General features: G+C 61.5%; 25 protein-coding genes. 11 read left to right on the forward strand and 14 right to left on the reverse strand.

What is annotated here, in order from left to right; all coding sequences use genetic code 11:
* The first annotated feature begins 37 nt into the window (after positions 1-37).
* The 4 genes from rpsM (at position 38) to rplQ (ending at position 2507) form a co-directional block, all read left to right on the forward strand.
* Positions 38-406: a 30S ribosomal protein S13 gene (rpsM, locus tag HGP14_RS08155; protein ID WP_168829327.1), complete on the forward strand. Its 369-nt coding sequence runs from the start codon at positions 38-40 to the stop codon at positions 404-406.
* Between the two features lie 132 nt (positions 407-538).
* On the forward strand, positions 539-928 hold the full coding sequence (gene rpsK / locus HGP14_RS08160) for a 30S ribosomal protein S11 (protein ID WP_022718372.1): 390 nt from the start codon (positions 539-541) through the stop codon (positions 926-928).
* A gap of 100 nt (positions 929-1028) precedes the next feature.
* Positions 1029-2039 (forward strand): DNA-directed RNA polymerase subunit alpha, encoded by a 1011-nt coding sequence (locus tag HGP14_RS08165; RefSeq protein ID WP_168829328.1) that lies wholly within the window; start codon positions 1029-1031, stop codon positions 2037-2039.
* A gap of 45 nt (positions 2040-2084) precedes the next feature.
* Positions 2085-2507 (forward strand): 50S ribosomal protein L17, encoded by a 423-nt coding sequence (gene rplQ, locus HGP14_RS08170; RefSeq protein WP_168829329.1) that lies wholly within the window; start codon positions 2085-2087, stop codon positions 2505-2507.
* Between the two features lie 77 nt (positions 2508-2584).
* Here rplQ and msrQ read toward each other — a convergent pair whose 3' ends face one another.
* On the reverse strand, positions 2585-3247 hold the full coding sequence (gene msrQ / locus HGP14_RS08175; protein ID WP_168829330.1) for a protein-methionine-sulfoxide reductase heme-binding subunit MsrQ: 663 nt from the start codon (positions 3245-3247) through the stop codon (positions 2585-2587).
* Positions 3247-4194 carry a protein-methionine-sulfoxide reductase catalytic subunit MsrP gene (gene msrP, locus HGP14_RS08180; RefSeq protein ID WP_168829331.1) on the reverse strand — a complete coding sequence of 316 codons (948 nt, stop codon included), beginning with the start codon at positions 4192-4194 and terminating at the stop codon, positions 3247-3249. Before msrP ends, msrQ begins: the two co-directional genes overlap by 1 nt.
* A gap of 328 nt (positions 4195-4522) precedes the next feature.
* On the opposite strand from msrP, the gene ilvD reads away from it, so the two are divergent.
* Positions 4523-6361 carry a dihydroxy-acid dehydratase gene (gene ilvD / locus HGP14_RS08185; RefSeq protein ID WP_168829332.1) on the forward strand — a complete coding sequence of 613 codons (1839 nt, stop codon included), beginning with the start codon at positions 4523-4525 and terminating at the stop codon, positions 6359-6361.
* Positions 6342-6794 carry an SgcJ/EcaC family oxidoreductase gene (locus HGP14_RS08190; RefSeq protein ID WP_312862103.1) on the forward strand — a complete coding sequence of 151 codons (453 nt, stop codon included), beginning with the start codon at positions 6342-6344 and terminating at the stop codon, positions 6792-6794. The genes ilvD and HGP14_RS08190 overlap by 20 nt, the downstream gene beginning before the upstream one ends.
* Before the next feature lie 31 nt (positions 6795-6825).
* Here HGP14_RS08190 and HGP14_RS08195 read toward each other — a convergent pair whose 3' ends face one another.
* Both HGP14_RS08195 and HGP14_RS08200 read right to left on the reverse strand, forming a co-directional pair.
* A complete protein-coding gene (locus tag HGP14_RS08195) occupies positions 6826-7176 on the reverse strand; it encodes a lysozyme inhibitor LprI family protein (protein ID WP_168829333.1) in 351 nt (116 codons plus the stop codon).
* Positions 7177-7215: 39 nt separating this feature from the next.
* A complete protein-coding gene (locus tag HGP14_RS08200) occupies positions 7216-7587 on the reverse strand; it encodes a YkvA family protein (RefSeq protein WP_168829334.1) in 372 nt (123 codons plus the stop codon).
* Positions 7588-7726: 139 nt separating this feature from the next.
* Between HGP14_RS08200 and HGP14_RS08205 the strand changes: the two genes are divergently transcribed.
* Together HGP14_RS08205 and HGP14_RS08210 are read left to right on the forward strand one after the other, a co-directional pair.
* Positions 7727-9130: a DegQ family serine endoprotease gene (locus HGP14_RS08205; protein ID WP_168829335.1), complete on the forward strand. Its 1404-nt coding sequence runs from the start codon at positions 7727-7729 to the stop codon at positions 9128-9130.
* Entirely contained in the window at positions 9127-10443 is a 1317-nt protein-coding gene (locus HGP14_RS08210) for a replication-associated recombination protein A (protein ID WP_168829336.1), read from the forward strand. Before HGP14_RS08205 ends, HGP14_RS08210 begins: the two co-directional genes overlap by 4 nt.
* A gap of 10 nt (positions 10444-10453) precedes the next feature.
* Here HGP14_RS08210 and HGP14_RS08215 read toward each other — a convergent pair whose 3' ends face one another.
* The 6 genes from HGP14_RS08215 to HGP14_RS08240 all read right to left on the reverse strand — a co-directional run bounded on the left by HGP14_RS08215 (position 10454) and on the right by HGP14_RS08240 (position 13764).
* Positions 10454-10756, reverse strand: a complete 303-nt coding sequence (locus HGP14_RS08215; protein WP_168829337.1) for a DUF1883 domain-containing protein — start codon at positions 10754-10756, stop codon at positions 10454-10456.
* A 126-nt stretch (positions 10757-10882) separates the two neighbouring features.
* Positions 10883-11146: a hypothetical protein gene (locus HGP14_RS08220; protein ID WP_168829338.1), complete on the reverse strand. Its 264-nt coding sequence runs from the start codon at positions 11144-11146 to the stop codon at positions 10883-10885.
* Between the two features lie 113 nt (positions 11147-11259).
* Positions 11260-12180: a 4-hydroxy-tetrahydrodipicolinate synthase gene (dapA, locus tag HGP14_RS08225; RefSeq protein WP_312862104.1), complete on the reverse strand. Its 921-nt coding sequence runs from the start codon at positions 12178-12180 to the stop codon at positions 11260-11262.
* Positions 12177-12344 (reverse strand): hypothetical protein, encoded by a 168-nt coding sequence (locus tag HGP14_RS08230; protein WP_168828764.1) that lies wholly within the window; start codon positions 12342-12344, stop codon positions 12177-12179. Before HGP14_RS08230 ends, dapA begins: the two co-directional genes overlap by 4 nt.
* A gap of 85 nt (positions 12345-12429) precedes the next feature.
* The gene (locus HGP14_RS08235; RefSeq protein WP_168829339.1) at positions 12430-13443 is read right to left on the reverse strand and encodes a ketopantoate reductase family protein; all 1014 of its coding nucleotides are present in this window, start codon (positions 13441-13443) and stop codon (positions 12430-12432) included.
* 99 nt (positions 13444-13542) lie between these two features.
* Positions 13543-13764, reverse strand: a complete 222-nt coding sequence (locus tag HGP14_RS08240; protein WP_168829340.1) for a hypothetical protein — start codon at positions 13762-13764, stop codon at positions 13543-13545.
* A 195-nt stretch (positions 13765-13959) separates the two neighbouring features.
* Between HGP14_RS08240 and ftsZ the strand changes: the two genes are divergently transcribed.
* Positions 13960-14982: a cell division protein FtsZ gene (ftsZ, locus tag HGP14_RS08245; RefSeq protein ID WP_168829341.1), complete on the forward strand. Its 1023-nt coding sequence runs from the start codon at positions 13960-13962 to the stop codon at positions 14980-14982.
* Positions 14983-15057: 75 nt separating this feature from the next.
* Here ftsZ and HGP14_RS08250 read toward each other — a convergent pair whose 3' ends face one another.
* Complete coding sequence (locus HGP14_RS08250; RefSeq protein WP_168829342.1) at positions 15058-15903, reverse strand: oxidoreductase; 846 nt, start codon at positions 15901-15903, stop codon at positions 15058-15060.
* Between the two features lie 129 nt (positions 15904-16032).
* Here HGP14_RS08250 and HGP14_RS08255 point away from each other — a divergent pair, with 129 nt between their 5' ends.
* Positions 16033-16920 carry a LysR family transcriptional regulator gene (locus tag HGP14_RS08255; RefSeq protein WP_168829343.1) on the forward strand — a complete coding sequence of 296 codons (888 nt, stop codon included), beginning with the start codon at positions 16033-16035 and terminating at the stop codon, positions 16918-16920.
* A 75-nt stretch (positions 16921-16995) separates the two neighbouring features.
* Here the strand turns inward: HGP14_RS08255 and HGP14_RS08260 are convergent, their stop codons facing one another.
* Positions 16996-17589 carry a carboxymuconolactone decarboxylase family protein gene (locus tag HGP14_RS08260; protein WP_168829344.1) on the reverse strand — a complete coding sequence of 198 codons (594 nt, stop codon included), beginning with the start codon at positions 17587-17589 and terminating at the stop codon, positions 16996-16998.
* 174 nt (positions 17590-17763) lie between these two features.
* Here HGP14_RS08260 and HGP14_RS08265 point away from each other — a divergent pair, with 174 nt between their 5' ends.
* A complete protein-coding gene (locus tag HGP14_RS08265) occupies positions 17764-19545 on the forward strand; it encodes an adenylate/guanylate cyclase domain-containing protein (RefSeq protein ID WP_168829345.1) in 1782 nt (593 codons plus the stop codon).
* 74 nt (positions 19546-19619) lie between these two features.
* Here HGP14_RS08265 and HGP14_RS08270 read toward each other — a convergent pair whose 3' ends face one another.
* Together HGP14_RS08270 and HGP14_RS08275 are read right to left on the reverse strand one after the other, a co-directional pair.
* Positions 19620-19886 (reverse strand): hypothetical protein, encoded by a 267-nt coding sequence (locus tag HGP14_RS08270; RefSeq protein WP_168829346.1) that lies wholly within the window; start codon positions 19884-19886, stop codon positions 19620-19622.
* Between the two features lie 314 nt (positions 19887-20200).
* Entirely contained in the window at positions 20201-21529 is a 1329-nt protein-coding gene (locus HGP14_RS08275; RefSeq protein ID WP_168829347.1) for an MFS transporter, read from the reverse strand.
* Between the last annotated feature and the right edge of the window lie 50 nt (positions 21530-21579).

The raw sequence follows: 21579 nt of genomic DNA on the forward strand, positions 1-21579 counted from the left end.
CTTGCCGGATGGCAACTGGAACTCAAGGAGAATAGGCGTGGCACGTATCGCTGGCGTCAACATCCCGACTGCGAAGCGCGTCGTCATCGCGCTGACCTACATTCACGGGATCGGTTCGAAATTCGCACAGGAAATCGTCGAGAAAGTCGGTATCCCGGCTGATCGCCGCGTGCACCAGCTCACGGACGCTGAAGTTCTTCAGATCCGCGAGACCATCGACCGTGACTATCAGGTCGAGGGTGACCTTCGTCGCGAAACCTCGATGAACATCAAGCGTCTGATGGACCTTGGCAGCTACCGCGGCCTGCGCCATCGTCGCGGCCTGCCGGTTCGCGGTCAGCGTACGCACACCAATGCCCGCACCCGCAAGGGCCCGGCAAAGGCGATCGCTGGTAAGAAGAAGTAATTTCCGGGAAACCGGGAAGGGGAGGCTGGCGGTCCGCCGGCCTCTTTTGAGTTTGGAGCGGCGCCCTAAGGGGTGCCGTTCCGGTGTAGCCGCTGGCATTACGGCGGTGAGGATATCCAAGAAAGGGATACAATGGCCAAGGAAGCCGTCCGCGTTCGCCGTCGCGAACGTAAAAACATTTCATCGGGTGTGGCTCACGTCAACTCGACCTTCAACAACACGATGATCACCATCACCGACGCACAGGGCAACGCGATCGCCTGGTCGTCGGCTGGTGCCAAGGGCTTCAAGGGTTCGCGCAAGTCGACCCCGTTTGCTGCCCAGATCGCTGCTGAAGATGCTGCCAAGAAGGCGCAGGAACATGGCATGAAGTCGCTGGAAGTCGAAGTTTGCGGTCCGGGTTCCGGTCGTGAATCCGCTCTGCGCGCGCTCCAGGCTGCTGGTTTCATGATCACGTCCATCCGCGACGTGACGCCGATCCCGCACAATGGCTGCCGCCCGCGCAAGAAGCGCCGCGTCTGATCATCGCCAATCACAACACCGGTGAGCGGTTTTTCGCTCCCGGTGCTTCTCAAGCTCGGTTGCCACGATTGGATGGTGGCAACGAACGGAAGGCAAAACAATGATTCAGAAAAACTGGCAGGAATTGATCAAGCCGAACAAGGTCGAGTTCTCTTCCAACTCGCGCATCAAGGCGACGCTCGTTGCAGAGCCGCTGGAGCGCGGTTTCGGCCTGACCCTCGGCAACGCGCTTCGTCGCGTTCTGCTCTCGTCGCTGCGCGGTGCTGCTGTTACGGCCGTGCAGATCGACGGCGTACTGCACGAATTCTCCTCGATTCCGGGCGTCCGCGAAGACGTCACGGACATCGTGCTCAACATCAAGGAAATCGCCATCAAGATGGATGGCGATGACGCAAAGCGCATGGTCGTCCGCAAGCAGGGCCCGGGCGTTGTGACGGCTGGCGACATCCAGACGGTCGGCGATATCGAAATCCTCAACCCCGAGCATGTCATCTGCACGCTCGACGAGGGCGCCGAAATCCGCATGGAATTCACCGTCAACAACGGCAAGGGCTACGTTCCGGCCGAACGCAATCGTGCGGAAGATGCTCCGATCGGCCTTATCCCGGTCGACAGCCTCTATTCGCCGGTCAAGAAGGTGTCCTACAAGGTTGAAAATACCCGCGAAGGACAGGTTCTCGACTACGACAAGCTGAACATGACGATCGAAACCGATGGTTCGATCTCCGGCGAAGATGCCGTCGCTTTCGCGGCTCGCATCCTTCAGGACCAGCTTGGCGTGTTCGTCAACTTCGACGAGCCGCAGAAGGAAACCGAAGAGGAAGCAGTCACCGAACTGGCTTTCAACCCGGCGCTCCTCAAGAAGGTGGACGAACTCGAACTGTCGGTTCGCTCGGCAAACTGCCTGAAGAACGACAACATCGTCTACATCGGCGACCTCATTCAGAAGACCGAAGCAGAAATGCTCCGCACGCCGAATTTTGGTCGCAAGTCGCTGAACGAAATCAAGGAAGTTCTCGCTTCCATGGGCCTGCACCTCGGCATGGAAGTGCCGGCATGGCCGCCCGAGAACATCGAAGATCTCGCCAAGCGATACGAAGACCAATATTAAACATTCAAACGGCAGGCGAATGCCTGCAAGTGAAGGAGAATAGCCATGCGCCACGGTAAAGCCGGCCGCAAGCTGAATAGAACCGCAAGCCACCGCAAGGCGATGTTCGCCAACATGGCGGCTTCGCTCATCACGCATGAGCAGATCGTGACGACCCTGCCGAAGGCAAAGGAAATCCGTCCGATCGTTGAGAAGCTCGTCACCCTCGGCAAACGCGGCGACCTGCACGCTCGCCGTCAGGCGATCTCGCAGATCAAGGACGCCGCAGTCGTTTCGAAGCTTTTCGACACGATCGCTTCGCGTTACGCAACCCGCAACGGCGGCTACCTGCGTATCATGAAGGCCGGCTTCCGCCAGGGCGACAACGCTGCTCTCGCCGTCATCGAATTCGTTGACCGCGACACCTACGCGAAGGGCGCAGCCGACAAGGCCCGCGTCGCCGCCGAAGAGCAGGCAGCAGCCGCTTAATCATCATCCGGTCCGCCGGAAGCAAAACAGCCGGGCTGCAAAGCCCGGCTGTTTTCGTTCGTTTGCTCATTTGATTTTCAGGCGTTTGCCTGCGCTTCCGTCCGGCCGCGCGCGCGCCTTTGGCCTTGTTTCTTCTTGCTTCGCGCGATCGGCCGGTAGGACCGATAGAGGATCATGAGGATCAGCAGGACGATATAGATCGATTGCTCGAGGCCGAAGACCTTGGTGGACAGCGAAAAGTGCAGCGCGCCGCAGGCTGCCACGATGTAGACGAGGCGGTGCAGCCTGATCCAGTTCTGGCCGAGGCGGCGGATCGAGAAATTGTTGGACGTCACCGCAAGCGGGACCAGCAGTGCCAGGCCGCCCATGCCGAACATGATGAAGGGCCGCTTCACGACGTCGTCGATGACGGCTTGAAGGACCAATGCCTGATCCAGCACCATGTAGACCGTGAAATGCATCAGCGCGTAGTAGAAAGTGAGCAGTCCGAGCGCGCGCCGGTAACGGAGATAGTTCCAGCCGAAGAGATCGCGCGCGGGCGAGACGGCGAGCGTCAGGATCAGGAAGCGGATCGTCCAGAGCCCGAGGAAGAGCTCGAAGGTCTTCACCGGATCGGCTCCGAGCTGATCCGTTGCGCCGAGATAGAAGGTCCAGACTGCCGGGATCAAGCCCACCGCGTAGAGCGCCCAAACCGAAGCGGGCTGCCAGCGTTTCGGAAGCGCGAGCGAAAGTCCGGCCATCAGAAATTCGCCCTCAGATCCATGCCGGTATAGAGGCTCGCCACTTCGTCGGCATAGCCGTTGAAGGGCAGCGTCGGGTGACGGCTTGCGCCGAAGAATCCGCTCTCGCCGATCCGCCGCTCGGTCGCCTGGCTCCAGCGCGGATGGTCGACCGCCGGGTTCACGTTGGCGTAGAAGCCGTATTCCTGCGAGTTGGTAACCTGCCAGGTATTCTTCGGCTCCTTGTCGGTGAGCGTGATGCGCACGATCGACTTGATGCCCTTGAAGCCATATTTCCACGGCACGACGAGGCGGACCGGCGCGCCGTTCTGATTGGGCAGGGTCTCGCCGTAGAGGCCGACGGCCAGCAACGTTAGCGGGTGGCGGGCTTCGTCAAGGCGCAGGCCCTCGACATAGGGCCAATCCAGCGACTGGAATATCCCCTTCTGGCCCGGCATTTCGTCCGGCCGGACAACCGTTTCGAAGGCGACATATTTGGCGCTTCCCAGCGGCTCGACTTTGTCGAGCAGCGCCGCAAGCGGGAAGCCGTCCCATGGAATCACCATCGACCAGGCCTCGACGCAGCGCATCCGGTAAGTGCGGCTTTCGATAGGGAAGTCCTTCATCAGGGCTTCGATGTCGAAGGTCCCCGGCTTGCTGACCATCCCGTCGACCTTGACGGTCCATGGCAGGGGCTTGAAATCACCCGAAAGGGCTGCCGGGTCCCCCTTGTCGAGACCGAATTCATAGAAATTGTTATAGGTCGTGATGTCCTTCAGCGGCGTCGCTTTCTCATCGACCTTGTACTTGCTCTCGACGGCGGAAAGCGCGGCAGCGCTCGCCTGCCCGGCACCGTAGAGCGCCATGGCGCCAAGCGTTGCTGCTCCGAGGAATTCGCGACGGCGCAGATAAATCTGGCGCGGTGTGATCTCCGAAGACGGAATCTTGGGCGGACGGTAGGCTGGCATTTCGAAATCCTCCTGGGCGGGGGCGGCCCGATATTTTAAATAAACGCATCAACAGCGTTTTCAGACTAATGTGTAGGCCTTGAAGATCACTTTCGTGAAGCCAATTTTTTGTGTTTGGTTGTGATGGAATAGCCTGTAACAAAAGGATGCGCTTCATCGTATATGCTCGATGGCGCAAATGAGTGGCGTACCGGATTTGCCCCTGCCGGTAGTGACAGCCCCGGCCGATTGGACTAGGACAGTTCCAAAAAGCAGCGATCGCCCGGTTCCGCAAGCCTTTTGCCGTCCGCATCGCTCGCACTATTCCGCTAGATCGAGGAAGATACCGATGCCAGCATATCGTTCCAGAACCACGACCCACGGCCGCAACATGGCGGGCGCGCGCGGCCTTTGGCGCGCGACGGGCATGAAGGATTCGGATTTCGGCAAGCCGATCATCGCTGTGGTGAACTCCTTCACGCAGTTCGTGCCGGGACACGTGCACCTCAAGGATCTCGGCCAGCTCGTCGCGCGCGCGATCGAAGCGGCTGGCGGCGTCGCCAAGGAGTTCAACACGATCGCCGTCGACGACGGTATCGCCATGGGCCATGACGGCATGCTCTATTCGCTGCCGTCGCGTGAACTGATCGCCGACAGCGTCGAATACATGGTCAACGCCCATTGCGCCGATGCCATGGTCTGCATTTCCAATTGCGACAAGATCACTCCCGGCATGCTGATGGCATCGCTGCGTCTCAACATTCCGACCGTCTTCGTTTCGGGTGGTCCGATGGAAGCCGGCAAGGTCGTGCTGCAGGGCAAGAAGGTGGCGCTCGATCTCGTCGATGCCATGGTCGCCGCAGCCGACGACAAGATCAGCGACGAGGATGTCCAGGTCATCGAACGCTCGGCCTGTCCGACCTGCGGCTCGTGCTCCGGCATGTTCACCGCCAACTCCATGAACTGCCTGACCGAGGCGCTCGGCCTGTCGCTGCCCGGCAACGGCTCCACGCTCGCAACCCATGCGGACCGTAAGCGCCTCTTCGTCGAAGCCGGTCATCTCATTGTCGATCTCGCCCGCCGTTATTACGAGCAGGAGGATGACAAGGTCCTGCCACGCACGGTCGCCTCCAAGCAGGCCTTCGAAAACGCCATGACACTCGATATCGCCATGGGCGGCTCCACCAATACCGTGCTGCACATCCTTGCGGCCGCCCATGAAGGCGAGATCGATTTCACGATGGATGATATCGACGCGCTGTCGCGCCGCGTGCCGTGCCTTTCCAAGGTGGCCCCGGCCAAGAGCGACGTTCACATGGAAGACGTTCATCGCGCCGGCGGCATCATGTCGATCCTTGGCGAACTCGATAAGGGCGGGCTTCTCAACCGCGATTGCCCGACCGTTCACACGGAAACGCTGGGCGATGCTATCGACCGCTGGGATATCACCCGCACCAACAGCGAGACGGTCCGCGAATTCTATCGCGCTGCACCCGGCGGCGTGCCGACGCAGGTCGCCTTCAGCCAGAGCGCCCGCTGGGAAGAGCTCGATACCGACCGCGAAAAGGGTGTCATCCGCTCGGTAGAGCATCCGTTCTCGAAGGATGGCGGCCTAGCCGTGCTCAAGGGCAACCTCGCGCTCGACGGCTGCATCGTCAAGACCGCAGGCGTCGATGAATCGATCCTGAAATTCTCCGGCCCGGCCAAGGTCTTCGAAAGCCAGGACTCGGCCGTGAAGGGAATTCTCAACAACGAGGTGGTGGCAGGCGACGTCGTCGTCATCCGCTACGAAGGCCCGAAGGGCGGCCCCGGCATGCAAGAAATGCTCTATCCGACCAGCTATCTAAAGTCCAAGGGCCTCGGCAAGGCCTGCGCACTGATCACCGACGGCCGCTTCTCCGGCGGTACCTCGGGCCTCTCGATCGGCCACGTTTCGCCGGAAGCGGCAAACGGCGGTACGATTGGCCTCGTGCGCCCCGGCGATATGATCGATATCGACATCCCCAACCGCACGATCAGCCTGCGCATCAGCGACGCCGAACTTGCGACCCGCCGTGCCGAGCAGGAGGAGAAGGGCTGGCATCCGGCCGAGCATCGCAAGCGCAATGTCACGACAGCGCTCAAGGCCTACGCGGCCTTCGCGACGAGTGCTGACCGCGGCGCGGTGCGTGACCTCGGCGGGCGTTGAGCGGATCGCCGATGCGCCGGCTGCCGCTCGGGACAACGGGAGGCAAATGATGTCTGATGACGAAGCCGCCATACGGGATGTGTTGGAAAGGTGGTTCGCCGCGAGCAAGCGCGGCGACACGGCCACGGTTCTCAGCCTGATGACCGATGACGTCGTGTTTATGGTGCCCGGCCGCAAGCCTTTCGGCCGAGAGGAGTTCGCGGCGTCGGCGGCACAAATGAGCGATGTCAAACTCGACGGTAGAAGCACGATCGAGGAGCTGAACGTGCTTGGCGACTGGGCCTATTTGCGCAGCTTCATTGAGCTGACCATAACGTCGCCTAGCGGACCGACGGTGCAGCGATCCGGTTATACGCTGACGATCTTCCGCAAGACCGATGACGGGCAATGGCTGCTCGCCCGAGACGCCAACCTGATGACCGCCGGCAATTGACCCGATGCGTTGAAAGTGACTTCCGGTCAGATCAAAGCGGCCGGTTGATGTTCTTGTAGGTCTCGCCGAACTGCTTCAGCCGCTCGTCATAGGCGGCCTTGATGCAGGCGGCGTCGGCCTTGCATTCCTCGCGCTTCTTGAGCCACGCTGTCTGTTCGTCCTGCAGGGTGCCTCGCGCCCCCATGGCCAACAGACCCGAAAGCAGATCGAAGGTCGTTGCCATCCTGACATCGGCGTCGTTCAGCGCCCGGTTCGCGCAGATGACCTTTTCGTCAGGCTTCAGTTCCTTCGCGTCGCAATCGAAGCTGGCGGCCCAGCTGGTCCCGGCGTTCCAGCCCGACAGAGAGAAAGCAAGTATGGCGAAGGCGAGGGGAGGTCTCATGCAGGTCTTCTTCCTGTTTCGCAAGGCAGGGGCGGCGTCTCAAAGGAACGCCTGCGCCAGAAAGATGATGCAGCAGGCCCAGACGGCAAGGATGAAAGCAAGCCCTGTGCGGCTTGTCGGACGGCTGACGCGTGATGCAGCCTCTGCCCGGAGTTCGGCCATGACCTGCGGCGGGACGAGCTTGACGGCAAGCAGAATGCCGAGCGGCACGATGATGAGATCGTCGAGATAGCCGAGAACAGGGATGAAATCCGGGATCAGGTCGACAGGCGAAAGCGCGTAGGCCGCCACTGCTCCGGCCATCACCTTGGCATACCAGGGAACGCGCCGGTCGCGGGCGGCGAGCCACAAAGCGACGATGTCACGCTTCAGTGACTTCGCCCATATTTTAGCTTTCGATATCAGCTCCATGCCGTGCTTTCCTGATTCAACGTTACAGGTCCCTCAAGTGCTTTCAAGGCCGCCTCATTCTTCCATCCTTCCGCCCTCTTTCCTTTCTAGCGTCCGGCGCTACAACACATTCTCAATACCAATTTCAGAAGGGATTCCAATGCAAGGCCTGTTGAAACCCGCTTTCATTTCGCTCGTTGCGCTGGTCGTCGCTTTGCCGCTCGGCGCGAACGCGCAAGACGCCAAGCAGGTGCCGCAGAGCCGGACGGAAATGCAGCTTTCCTTTGCGCCGCTCGTCAAGCAGACGGCAGGTGCGGTGGTGAATGTCTACGCGGAAAAGACGGTGCAGCGTCAGTCCCCCTTCGCGGGCGATCCTTTCTTTGAACAGTTCTTTGGCCAGCAAATGCCGAACCGCACGGAGAAGCAATCCTCGCTGGGCTCCGGCGTCATCGTCGAGGCCAACGGCACGGTGGTGACGAACAACCACGTCATCGAGGGTGCGGACGATATCAAGGTGGCGCTGTCGGACGGGCGCGAGTTCCCGTGCAAGGTCATCCTGCGTGATGACCGGGTCGATCTGGCGGTGCTGAAAATCGAGACGAAGGCGAATTTCCCGACACTTGCAATCGGCAATTCCGATGCCGTCGAGGTCGGCGATCTGGTGCTTGCGATTGGCAACCCCTTCGGTGTCGGCCAGACGGTGACGAGCGGTATCGTCTCCGCGCTTGCGCGCAATCAGGTGGTCAAGAACGAGTTCGGCTTCTTCATCCAGACAGACGCCTCCATCAACCCCGGCAATTCGGGCGGTGCGCTGATGAACATGAAAGGCGAACTGATCGGCATCAATACCGCGATCTTTTCGCGCGGCGGCGGGTCGAACGGCATCGGCTTCGCGATCCCCGCCAATCTCGTGAAGGTGTTCCTGACATCGGCCGATGCAGGTGCGAAGTCGTTCGAGCGTCCTTATGTCGGCGCCACGTTCGATGCGGTGACCTCCGAAGTTGCGGAGGCCCTCGGTCTCGACAAGGCCCGCGGCGCGCTGGTCGTCAAGGTGACAGAGGGCGGGCCTGCCGCCAAGGCCGGCCTCAAGGCAGGCGAGATCATAACAGCGGTGAACGGCATTCCGGTCGAACACCCGGACGCGCTCCTCTATCGCCTGACGACCGCCGGGCTGGGAAGCGCTGTCAATCTGAGCGTGGTCGAGAACGGCGGCGAACAGCAGCTCCCACTGACGCTTGAGCGGGCGCCGGAAACCTCGCCGCGCGATCAGCGGACGATCGGCGGGCGCACGCCCTTCACCGGCGCGGTCGTGGAGAACCTTTCGCCGAGGGTAGCCGACGAACTGCGCATGCCGACCGAATCGACCGGCGTCGTCATCGCGGAAGTGAAGGATGACTCGCCCGCCGGCCGCTTGGGTTTCGAACCGAAGGATATCATCGTTTCGATCAACGGCTCGCCAGTGCAGACGACGCAGGTGCTGGAACAAATGGCTGACGCCGATCCAGGCTTCTGGCGGGTCGAGATCGAGCGTGACGGCCAGCGGATACGGCAGTTTTTCCGATGAGCAACGATCTCTTCGCACCGCGTATTCCTGAAGAGGTCGCCAACCGGCGGCCTCTCGCCGACCGGCTTCGGCCGCAGACGCTCGCTGAGGTCACCGGCCAGGAACATCTGACGGGCGAAGATGGCGTACTGCGCCGGATGATCGAGAGCGGTTCGCTCGGCTCCATGATCTTCTGGGGGCCGCCGGGCACCGGCAAGACGACGGTTGCCCGGCTGCTTTCCGGCGAAGCGGGTCTCGCCTTCGAGCAAATCTCGGCAATCTTCTCCGGTGTCGCCGACCTCAAGAAGGTGTTCGAATCGGCGCGCCTGCGCCGTATGGACGGCCGCCAGACGCTGCTTTTCGTCGACGAGATCCACCGCTTCAACCGCGCCCAACAGGACAGTTTTCTGCCGGTCATGGAAGACGGCACTGTCATCCTCGTGGGTGCGACCACCGAGAACCCGTCCTTCGAGCTCAACGCCGCTCTTCTTTCGCGCGCCCGCGTCCTGACCTTCAAGGCGCTCGACGAAGAGAGCATGGAAGTGCTGTTGAAGCGCGCCGAGACGATCGAGCACAAAGCCCTGCCATTGACGGATGATGCTCGGGCGAGCCTCCTGCGCATGGCAGATGGCGACGGCCGCGCCGTGCTGACGCTTGCCGAGGAGGTCTGGCGGGCCGCCCGTCACGGCGAGACCTTTGACACGGAGGCTCTGACGCGCATCGTGCAGCGCCGCGCGCCGGTCTATGACAAGGCGCAGGACGGCCATTACAATCTGATCTCGGCGCTGCACAAGTCGGTGCGCGGCTCCGATCCGGATGCAGCACTCTATTATCTTGCCCGCATGTTCGACGCCGGTGAGGATCCGCTCTATCTCGGGCGGCGGCTGGTGCGCATGGCGGTGGAGGATATCGGCCTTGCCGATCCGCAGGCACTGGTGATCTGCAACGCCGCGAAGGACGCCTATGACTACCTCGGGTCACCGGAGGGTGAATTGGCGCTGGCGGAGGCCTGCGTCTATCTGGCGACCGCCCCGAAATCCAATGCCGTCTATACGGCCTTCAAGGCCGCGACGCAGGCTGCCAAGCAGTACGGCTCGCTGCTGCCGCCGAAGCACATCCTGAACGCACCGACCAAGCTGATGAAGGGCGAAGGCTACGGCGAAGGCTATCGCTACGACCACGACGAGCCGGACGCCTTTTCGGGCCAGGACTATTTTCCGGAGAAGATGGGCCGGCAGACCTTTTACGATCCTCCGGAGCGCGGCTTCGAGCGGGATATCCGCAAGCGCCTGGAATATTGGGCGAAGCTGAGAAAAGAGCGCAGTCCGCGTTAGTCGACGCTCTCTAGGCCCGCTTCTGGCCGGCCGATCCGCCGATCATCTTCACCGAGGATTCGGCAAGGCCGTGATGGCCTTCCATATCGACGACCAGATGCCAATGACCGCTGTCGGGAATGGTTAGCCTGACTGGCGATTTCTTGGCGATGCCTCCGACGTACTTGAAGTCAAGCACCTCGGTAAAGCGCTGATAGTTCGGCGCTGTCATCAGCCGTACATTGTTGACCGCGCTCAGCGTCACCTCGATGACGGTTCCGGCGCGCTGCTCCTTGAGGTCAAAGTGGGTAAAGCGAAAGTTCGGTTTCGGCATCGGTCTCGGTAGCGGAGTGTCTGGACCATCGATCTTAACGGATGCCGGTTAAGGAAGAGTTGGCTGCGAGAGATCGTAACGCGTCAGGCGCTCCCGCTGTGGGACAGCAGGAGCGCCGCAAATCAATCAATGCATACGGGGTTCTGGTGTGCTGAGCAGCGCAGAATCTGGCACGAGGCCGTCCGCGCGGCAGATATCGGCCGGGTTGTGATTGCACTCAGCCGCAGCAAAATGAAGGGCGGCAGACTCATTGATGAAGAGACCGCCGACAAGCCCGTCGCGGTCTGCGACGATCCACTGACCGCGCCTGTTTCTGCCAATCGTGAAGCGGGCAGGCGCGGTGTTGCGTTGGAGTGGATCGGCGGACGCGCCGGAAGAAAGACGTGACATCGATTTTTCCTTTCGAGGTTTTCAACGTGCCGGCGATTCCTGCCGGCGAAGTCACGATGATGAAGTTAAGGTCTGCCCGGTAAGCGTTCCATGCGGCACTTTCGGCAGAAATATCAAAATCTCATAGGGATAGCAGCGGCTTGCCGCCCGAGAAAGGGCTCGAGAGCGGCCGTGATGGCAGCCTCCGTTTCGCGATCTGCTCGTACGAGTGGCAGCCGTACCTCGTCATCGACACCGCGCAGGAGACGGAGCGCCAGCTTTATGCAAACGGGATCCCGGTCGGTTCCGACCACCTTGAGGAGCGGCATCAGGCGATCGAGGATCGCGAGCGCTCCCGCGAGGTTTCCGCCCTGCGCGGACTGCTGCATCGAGGAGAACAGGCGCGGAAGGATATTCGCTCCTGGTGAGATCAGCCCGTCGCCGCCCTGAGCGGCGAAGGCGGATGCCGTCAGGTCGTTGCCGGTGAACCAGCGGAAACGTGCAAGATGGGCAATCGGGATTGCCGCCAGGCGGCGGACATCGCCTACTGCGTCGCAAATGCCGTGGATCGGGGAAATATCCGCCAACTTCTCCAGCACGACCTCTGAAAGATCGCTCGCCGTGCGCGCCGGGTCGGTTTCGACGATCAACGGCAGCGGCGACGCGCGGCCGAGCTGTTCGAAGTGATGCACGATGCCCTTCGGCCCCGGCTTGGAATAGTAGGGCACCGTCACCAGGGCAGCCGATGCGCCGAGATCAGCGGCTCTTTGAGTGAGCTCGATCGTGGTCGCGGTACAGTTCGTGCCGGTCGCCGCGATCACCGGTATGCGGCCCGCGGCGGCCTGAACGGCCGTCGAAACGACGACACTGCGTTCGTCCGATGCAAGGACTGGGCCTTCACCGGTAACGGTGCAGACCGCGATGCCGGCAATGCCGTTGGCAATCTGCCATTCGACAAGTGCGCGCAGCCGTTCCTGGTCGACGGCACCCTTGCGGAAGGGAGTGATCATCGCGGCGATCGCGCCGCGAACTCGAAGCGCATTCGGGTGTGTCACGAAAGATGCCAGATATTGCCGAAGACGATGTAGAGCTCGACGCAGGCGAGCACGATTCCGAAGACCATCAGGATCTGCGCCGTGCGCCGTTCGCGCATCTGACGCACCGCAGTCTTGCGGCGCGTCGGCATAAAGGGGTGAGGCGGAAACATGATACGTCGCATGGCATTACCTCTGCATGGATGGCAAAGGCTACTGCCGCTACGGATAGGAAATCCATTCGCGCTCAAGGCTGAAGAAATAGGAATATCATAAAGACGCGTGAGATCGACGGTTCTCGCGATCCAGCTGCGACACCAGCGCGAAAACGGTCTCGGAGACCGGTGTCGGCACCGAGGCGAGCCGCCCCAGCGCAACGACCATGCCGGTGAGCGGCACGATCTCGAGAGGCTTTCCGGCCAGCAGATCCTGAAGCATGGAGGTGCGCACCGGACCGATGTCCCGAGATTGTTCGAGCCGCTGTTCGACGGTGATACCGAGACGGGCGCCGAGCGCAGTGCCGACGGCGCGCACTTCGTTCATCACCTTGCCGACGGTATTGGAGAGCGCCGGATCGGCCATGATGTCGCTCATCAGGGCACGTGTCAGCGCGCTGATTGGGTTGAAGGCCGCATTGCCGGTGAGCTTGTTCCAGATCTCGTCGCGGATGCGCTGGGTGGTCGTGACGCTGAGGCCCGCCCGGGAAAAGAGCGCAGCGATCGATTCCAGATCGGCGGTGGCTTCGCCGGACGGTTCACCGAGAACGAAGCGGCCATTGTTCGACAACTTGACTTCGCCGGGATTGATCACTTCCGCGCCCTGATAGGCGACGCAGCCGATGACGCGGTCCGGACCGACCAGCCGCCAGAGGTGGCCGCCGGGATCGAGCTCCTCGAACTGCAGGCCGGCATGCGGGCTTTGTGTATCGCCGTGGAAGTACCACCAGGGAATGCCGTTGAGGATCATCACGACTCGCGTGCCTTGCTTCAGCAGTTTGGCGATACCTTCGGCGGCCGGGCCGAGCTGATGACCTTTAAGGCCGGTGACGATCAAGTCCTGCGGCGGCAGCGAGGATGGATCTTCCGTCGCGACGATGCGCGCATTGACCGGCGTCTCGGATCCGGCCTCGAAAAGGTTGAGGCCATTTTCCTTGATCGCATCGAGATGGGCGCCGCGCGCCACCACGGAAACCGTTGCGTCCGCGCCGAGGCCGGCCGCGAGCTTCACTGCTATGGCGCCGCCGAGCGCGCCGGCACCATAGATGCAGATGGTCTTGAAGGTCATGCAGGTAGGCTCCGCGATTGTTGCTTTCGCGGTAGACTTAAGCCCTTCCGTCGGGATGGCGAGTGAATTTTCGGTTACCGGCCCGATTTGGTTCGGAGATCAATGAGACGTGGCGCCGCTGGTCAAAAGCTCGTTGCGGCGCAGTTCATCGATTGCGGCGACGGCGTCTTCGGGAGTCCATCCGGCGCGGACCGCTGCGGCGATCATCTGCACCTCGACCTCCTGCTCAAGAGCCAGAAACAGCGGCTCCAGGGCTTCCTGGGCCGTGAGGATATGCTCGCGTGGCGAGGCAATATGCTGGCGTGTGGCTGACAAAGCCATTTCGGCACGTCTCCTCTTTTGATGGCACGAGAATAAAACAACCTTCGAAGCGGGAAAAGAGTTCCGGAGGGAATTTCATAAAGCGTCATCTTGTTCTTTCGCCCCGCCTCTGCCTTGTTGCGCGCTTAGCCTGATGCTCCGATTCGGTTTGCCGCACGAGGGGCGGGGACAAAGATGCCATCAAAGGAGAAGATGATGACGGACGCCAAGAGCGGGATTTCGGGATTGCGGCCGCGGATCACGGTGATCGGCGTAGGCGGCGGCGGCGGAAATGCGATCAACAACATGATCAACGAGAGTCTGGAGGGCGTGGACTTCATCGCCGCCAACACGGATGCCCAGGTGCTGGCGACATCCAAGGCGTCGCGCCGCATTCAGCTCGGCACGCATGTGACCGAGGGACTGGGTGCCGGGTCGCTGCCGGAAGTCGGCCGTGCGGCGGCCGAAGAATCGATCGACGAGATCATGGATCACTTGGCAGGTTCGCATATGTGCTTCGTCACCGCCGGCATGGGCGGCGGCACGGGGACGGGCGCAGCACCCGTGATCGCGCATGCCGCGCGCTCCGCCGGCATCCTGACGGTGGGCGTCGTGACCAAGCCGTTCACCTTCGAGGGCAACCGTCGTATGAGGACGGCCGAGGTCGGCATCGAAGCGTTGCGGCAGGCAGCCGATACCGTCATCGTCATCCCGAACCAGAATCTTTTCCGCATCGCCGATGCAAAGACCACCTTTGCCGACGCCTTCATGACCGCCGACCGCGTGCTTTTCGCCGGCGTCGGTTGCATTACCGACCTGATCGTCAAGGAAGGCCTGATCAATCTCGACTTCGCCGACGTCAAATCGGTGATGCGCGGCATGGGCCGGGCGATGATGGGGACGGGCGAGGCCGCCGGCGACGAGCGCGCCCTCAAGGCCGCGGAAGCCGCGATTGCCAATCCGCTGCTCGACGACATCTCGATGAAGGGCGCCAGGGGCGTGCTGATCTCGATCTCCGGCGGTTCGGACATGACGCTCTTCGAAGTGGACGAGGCCGCAAGCCGCATCCGCGACGAGGTGCAGGATGATGCCGATATCGTGGTCGGTGCCATCTTCGACCGGAATCTCGACGGCATGTTCCGCGTGTCCGTGGTCGCAACAGGTCTCGACAGCGTGGTTGCAACCACCGGAATACCGGGCGTCGGCGCGCAGGAAATGGCGACGCGCACGCTGCAGTAAGGCTGCGGCAATCAAACGCCATTGCGCTCCGCCCGGGCTTTTCCGCAGGCGGAGCGATATCATAGGAGCCGCTGGTCAGGCAGTGGCTTCTTTCGCGAAGTCCGTCGAGACGGCGAGTTCGCGCCATTCGGCAAGTTCCTTGGCAACGCTGGCATTCTGTTCCTCGATCACCGCGACCGTATCGCTGCCGAAGGGCATGCGAAGCGGCGGGTTCGGCGCGTTCGCAAGGACGATGATGCCGGCTGCGAGCTTTGCCGGGTCGCCAGGCTGGGCGTGGTTCGCATCGCTGGCGAAATCGCGCATGTTACCTGCCGGCGTGCCGACGTAATCCGGGATCGAGGCGGGGCTGACCGAGAGCGAGTTGTCGGCCAGGAAGTCGGTGCGGAAGAAGCCCGGCTCGACGATCGTCACCTTGATGCCGAAGGGCTCGAGTTCGGCGGCCAGCGATTCCGAGAGGCCCTCGACCGCGAACTTGGTCGATCCATAGACGCCCCAGCCGGGATAACCGAAATAGCCGCCGATCGACGAGAAGTTGAGGATATGTCCCGAACGCTGCCGGCGCATATAGGGCAGGACCGCGCGGGTGACCTTCAGCAGGCCAAAGACATTGGTGGGGTAGAGCTTTTCGATCTCCTCGGCGGTGGCTTCCTCGACGGCGCCGAGCAGGCCGTAGCCGGCGTTGTTGGCGAGGACGTCGATGCGCCCGAAGCGTTCGACGGCCCTGGCGGCGGCCTCCTTCGCTTGTCCCTCGTTGGTGACGTCAAGCGCGACGGCGAGAAGATTCGGATGATCGCCGAACTGTTCGGTCACAGTCTTGGGATTGCGGGCGGTTGCGACGACGGCGTCGCCAGCTGCAAGGGCTTCCTTGGTCATCAGCGCGCCGAAGCCGCGGGATGCACCAGTGATGAACCAGACTTTCATGACACGTTCCTTTCAACTCTCTGAGGTTGTTGACGTCTGCATCTCCGTGCTGACGAAGAGAATTTGACCGAAAGTTCGCTGCTGTATAAGATTTGTTATTCGCAGAACTATGATGAGCCAGATTCAGTAATGCGCGCCACCGATCTTTCCGAGCTTGCCGCCTTCGCCGCCGTCGCCCGGCACAGGAGTTTTCGGAAGGCGGGCGAGGAACGCGGCGTGACGGCTTCCGCCGTCAGCCATGCGGTTCTCAACCTCGAAGACCGGATCGGCATCCGGCTCTTGAACCGGACGACGCGCAGCGTCTCGCTGACCGAGGCGGGCGAACTTCTGAAATCGCATCTTGATCCGGCCTTCGGCGAAATCACCACGGCCCTCGATGCACTGAACCGGTTTCGCGACACACCCTTCGGCAAGGTTCGGATCAACGTGCCGAATTCGATTGCGCCTTTCGTGATCGGGCGGGTGATCGGGCCGTTGCTTGAGAAGAACCCGAATCTGCAGCTCGAAATCAGCGCCACCGACCGCCTGGTCGATATCGTCGAGGAAGGCTTCGACGGCGGCATAAGGTTCGGCGAGCGCGTGACCGAGGGCATGATCGCATTGCGGATCAGGCCGCGGCTGCGACTTGTCGTCGTCGGCTCGCCCGCCTATTTCGAGCGGCACCCGAAGCCGGTCACGCCCCACGATCTGAAGCGCCATCTCTGCATCCAGAACATGTTTCCCTCCGGCGCGCGCTATCCTTGGGATTTCGAGAAGGACGGGCAGGCGATCACCTTCCACCCGACCGGGCCACTCTCGCTCGACGACCATGAACTGATGACGCAGGCAGCCCTTGGCGGGGTGGCGCTCGCCTATGTCTGGGAAAACCGCGTGGTCGAGCATATCGCCGCCGGGCGACTTATCCAGGTGCTTGACGACTGGTGCCAGCCCGAGGAGCCCCTTTACCTCTACTACCCCAGCCGCCGCCATATGTCGGCTGGCTTCCGGGCGCTGATCGAGGCGTTGAAAGCGGAATAGCGCTGGCCACTCCGAATTCGTTGCTGGGCCTGCGGCCCCGGCGGGGATGAAAACCCCAGGCGATCGTAGCGTGGCTCAGGCAAGCCCGCTGACCGGGCGGCCGACGGTGAGCGCCCTGCGGAGGTTGGGGTCAAGCCGTTCGGCATAGACGTGGTCGGGCGCGGTTCCCAATGCATCCAGCATCTTCGAGAAGAAGCAGCGGGCGGCCGCCGCTGCCGTGATATCGAAGATCTCCTCGTCGGTGAGGTGGTGCTTCTTCAGTCCGTTGACGTCGTCCTGCGTCACGGAGGTCGCATCGCGCACGACCTTGGCGGCGAAGGTCATGACGGCGCGTTCGGCCGCGTCGATCGGCGCCTTCTCTGTCTCGTTTGCAACCGCCGCCAGCCCATCATTGGTGAACCCCTCGCGCAACAGCACGGAGCCGTGCGCCAGCATGCAATAAGAGGATTTCAGTTCCTTCGCTGCCGCCAGCGTCACCAATTCGTAGCGCCTGGGGGTCATATGTCCGCGGATGCTCGAAAGCAGCGCACCCCAATGCTCCATCACCTCGGGCCTGTGCCCGAAGGCGCGGTACATGTTGGGAACGTAACCGTAATTCGCTTCGGCGGACGCGTACATCGACGCGGTCTTCTCGTTGACGGATGCATCGGGGGTCTGGATGAATGGCATGGCGTGGTCCTCCTCTTGATGGATAAAGGATAGGCGTGAAACGAACGACGGCAATCTGTTTGGGACGAATTCGGGTGGCCAATCAGCGATAGCGCGCGCCATATATCCATGCCGCTTCAGGCCCGATGTGATACACTCCGACCTGACGGCGACCTGACGATCCGAGACACAGTTATGAATCGTAAGCTGGCGACCATCCTCGTAGCCGATGTCGTGGGTTCGACGGCGGCGATGGAACGTGACGAAGAGGCGACCGTCGCACGAATTCATGACTGCCTCAGAGTCGTCGAGGATGTCGTGGTGCGCCACGACGGCCGGGTGTTCGGAACGGCGGGCGACGCCATTCTGGCTGAATTCGGCAGCCCCGTGAACGCAATCAGATCAGCTATCGAGGCACGCTACAGCGTGTCTGCCGTTCCGGGAGCAGCACCCGTCGACATGCGCTTCGGACTGCACATCGCGGATGTTGTGGTTGTCGGAAGCGATCTTCGCGGCGACGGCGTCAATATTGCAGCGAGGATCCAGGCCTCCGCCAATCCCGGCGCGATAGACGTGTCCGGAGCGCTCTATGATCAGGTCCATCGCGTGTCGCCTTGCAAGTTCGTGCACGAAGGTGACAGGACGCTCAAGGGTATCTCTGAGCCCATGCGGATCTATCGCGTCGATGCCGTGATGGATCGCCATGTATTTCAGGTCGCTCCGACCCGGCTGGATCCGAAGCCCGAAACTCCCGTCCGCGCAAATTCGATCGCCGTTGCCCGGTTTACGGTGGCGCCGGGGGCGGATCAGGACCAGCTCTATCTGGCGGAAGGCATTACCGATGATCTGACGCTCGAGCTGAGCCGTCTCAAGGGCCTCTTCGTCAGCTCGCGATCCGCTTCCACGGCCCTGACCACGACCGATCCCCTGGAAATCGGCAAGCTTCTTGGCGTCCGCTACGTCGTCGGCGGCTCTATCCGGAAATCTTCGACGAATATCCGCGTGAACATTTCGCTGACGGAGACGAGCGAAGGCCACGTGATCTGGAGCGAGTCGATTACCCGCCCGTTTCAGGAAATTCTGGATGTGATGGACGATGTGATTGCGCGCGTGGCGGCGACGGTGTCGGGACGCGTGGAGCAGTCGGAACTCGTGGCGGCGAGGCTCAAGCGGCCGGAAAACATGAGCGCCTACGAGTATTATCTCAGGGGGCTGGATCACCACCGGCTTGTCGGCGTTTCCGACGATCACATTCGCCAGGCGATGAACTGGTTCGAGAAATCCATGCAGGCAGATCCGGGCTTCGGCCGGTCCTTCGCCATGCATATCTGTTCATGGAGCAATCTGCCGGACTTCGACATGCTCATGGGCGAGAAGCAGGTGGCACATGCGCTGGAACTCGATCCGACCGATCCCGAAGCTCACAGGATCATGGGGTCGATCAAGATGAAGGTTGGCGACTTCACGACATCACACTACCATCACCACAAGGCCTGCGAGCTTGCGCCCAATGATGCTTACATTATCGGCAGGAGCGCCGCACTCTTCGTCTTCTCGGGTCAACCCGGCAAAGCGCTTGAATTGCTCGACCGGGCGGAGGCTTTGGATCCGTTCCTGCCGGTCTGGATCACCGAGGAGCGGGTTGCGGCCCTCTATGTTCTTGAACGGTACGAGGAAATGTTCTGCGTCGCGCGTGCACTGCGTTTCCAAACCAGGCGGACATTCATCTACCAGATCGCGGCTCAGATGGCTGTCGGCAGAGTTGACGAAGCCCGGAAGCTTGTCGTCCAGGCCATGGCGCTCGATCCTCATCTGTCGATAGAGTACGTGCGAATCCAGGAAACCTATCAGGACGAAGGTGTGATCGACGCGTTGGTCGCAAGGGTTGGCGGCGCCGGTATTCCAATGTTTCCCGCCGCCTTGAGCGAAGCCCAAGTCGGCGTTGCCGAAGTTCTATCGGCGGCATCGAAACGTTAACGTCGCGGCTGATCGATGCCCACGGGTGGCTCGGCTCGACCAAATCAGCCACTAACTTCACCGATCGCCTGACGTCACACCCGGTTGTGAGCGATGCGGCGTTCGATGAGAGCCTGCAACGTTTTGGCTTGCTGCTCGCTCGCGACCCTGATCGCTTCGAGATTCTCGATGATATTCGCGAAGCCGATCACAATCGCGCCCGATACCAGGACGGGGAGGGCCATGGCGAGGAAGTAGAGCGAAAAGCCTTGGCTGTTTACCTGCGGGAGCGCCAGCAGCAGTGTGACAACCACAGGGCCGATCAACAGAATCCCACCTACAGCCTTGAGAAACTTGTGCATCCTGTCTGTTCCTTGTTCTCCTACTCTCTGGAGAGCATCTGCCCCTGGAGCTGTCACCGGCGCTCCAGAACACCGGCGCGACTATGGGCAATCTTGATTCGACGAATTTCGTCCATGCCAGCCCCTTGAGCGAAACGAGGCAAGTGGCTTCATAGCCCGCTCCTCCCGCATAAGAGGCAACCTCGATCTAAGTTCCGCGGCCGCGCCCTCGGCTCGACCAGCCTACGGTCAGAAAAGCCCTGCCGAAGCAGGGCAGTATCGCAGTCGGAGAGAATGCGTGCGGGGCATAGCCGCCCCGCACGCTGGCGAGCTTGCTATGGATGGGCTCTAGGCTCAAGCGGTTCCCAGATGCTTATTTGACGGGTCTCCGGCATCAGGAACAGGGCGAGTATGAAACAGACGGCAGGGACCGCGATCGGGTAGATCAGCGCGGAGCCGATGCTGCCGGTCGCCGCGAAGGCAGCCGAAGTGACGAACGGCACCAACCCACCGCCCCAGCCGTTGCCGATGTGATACGGTACTGATACCGACGTGTATCGGATCCTGCCCGGGAAATATTCCGCCAGGAACGCCCCGACCGGCCCATAGACCATCCCGACATAGCAAACGAGGATGAAGATGATGAAGATCGCGACCGGATAGTTGATGGCGCCGGGCTGCGTGACTGTGCCCAGCCACAAATACAGCGGATAGTACGTGAGCGCGGCAAGCAGCATGCCTCCCAGGATCACGGGCTTGCGGCCAATATGATCGGACAGCCAGCCAAAGAAGATCAAGCTCGGCGTTGCGAGAAGCAGCGCGGCTCCGACGATGTAGGACGAGGTCAGCGCGTCCACCTTGGAGACCTGCTGCAGGAAGTACAGCGCCCAGAACTGGCCGCTGTACCAGACCACGCCTTGCCCGATCAGCACGATGGTAGCGATGCCGACGTATTTCATGTTGGAGCTGAGGAAGGCTTCCTTCCAGGGATTTCGGGTCATCTGGCCCCGCGCCTTGATGTCCTGGAAGATCGGTGTCTCCTGGAGCTGGAGCCGGATGTAGATTGCGATGGCTACCAGCAGGAAGGACACCAGGAACGGTACGCGCCACGCCCACAGGTCGAAAACTTCATTGCCGAAATAGGTGCGCGTCGCGATGATTACGGCCAGCGATACCACGATCCCGAGGGTGGGAGAGGTCTGAAGCCAGCCGGTATAGTAGCCGCGGCTCTCGTCCGGGACGTGTTCGGCCACGTAGGTAATGGCGCCGCCATACTCGCCGCCCAGGCAGAGGCCCTGGATCATCCGCAAGCCGAAGAGGATGAAGGCAGCGGCCAGACCGATCGACTGATAGGTCGGAATCAGGCCGATCGCGCCCGTGCCCAATCCCATTCCGCTGAGCGTGATGAGGAAAGTATATTTGCGGCCGACCCGGTCGCCCATCCAGCCGAAGAGGAATGCCCCCAGCGGACGGATCAGGAAACCTGCGGTGAACAGCGCAATCGTGCTCAACAGAGCTGCAACGGGGTGGGATTGCTCAAAGAACTTGACCGACAGAACGGCCGCCAAGCTCCCGAAGATATAGAAGTCGTACCATTCGATGATGTTTCCAACCGACGCGGCAACGATCACGCGGCGGAAATCCCTGGGGACTTGAATAGCCATGGTTTTCTCCTCCCAGCTCAAGTCAATTCCCAAATGCCAACATTTTAACA

The sequence above is a fragment of the Rhizobium sp. P32RR-XVIII genome, assembly GCF_012641395.1.
Classification (GTDB): Bacteria; Pseudomonadota; Alphaproteobacteria; order Rhizobiales; family Rhizobiaceae; genus Rhizobium.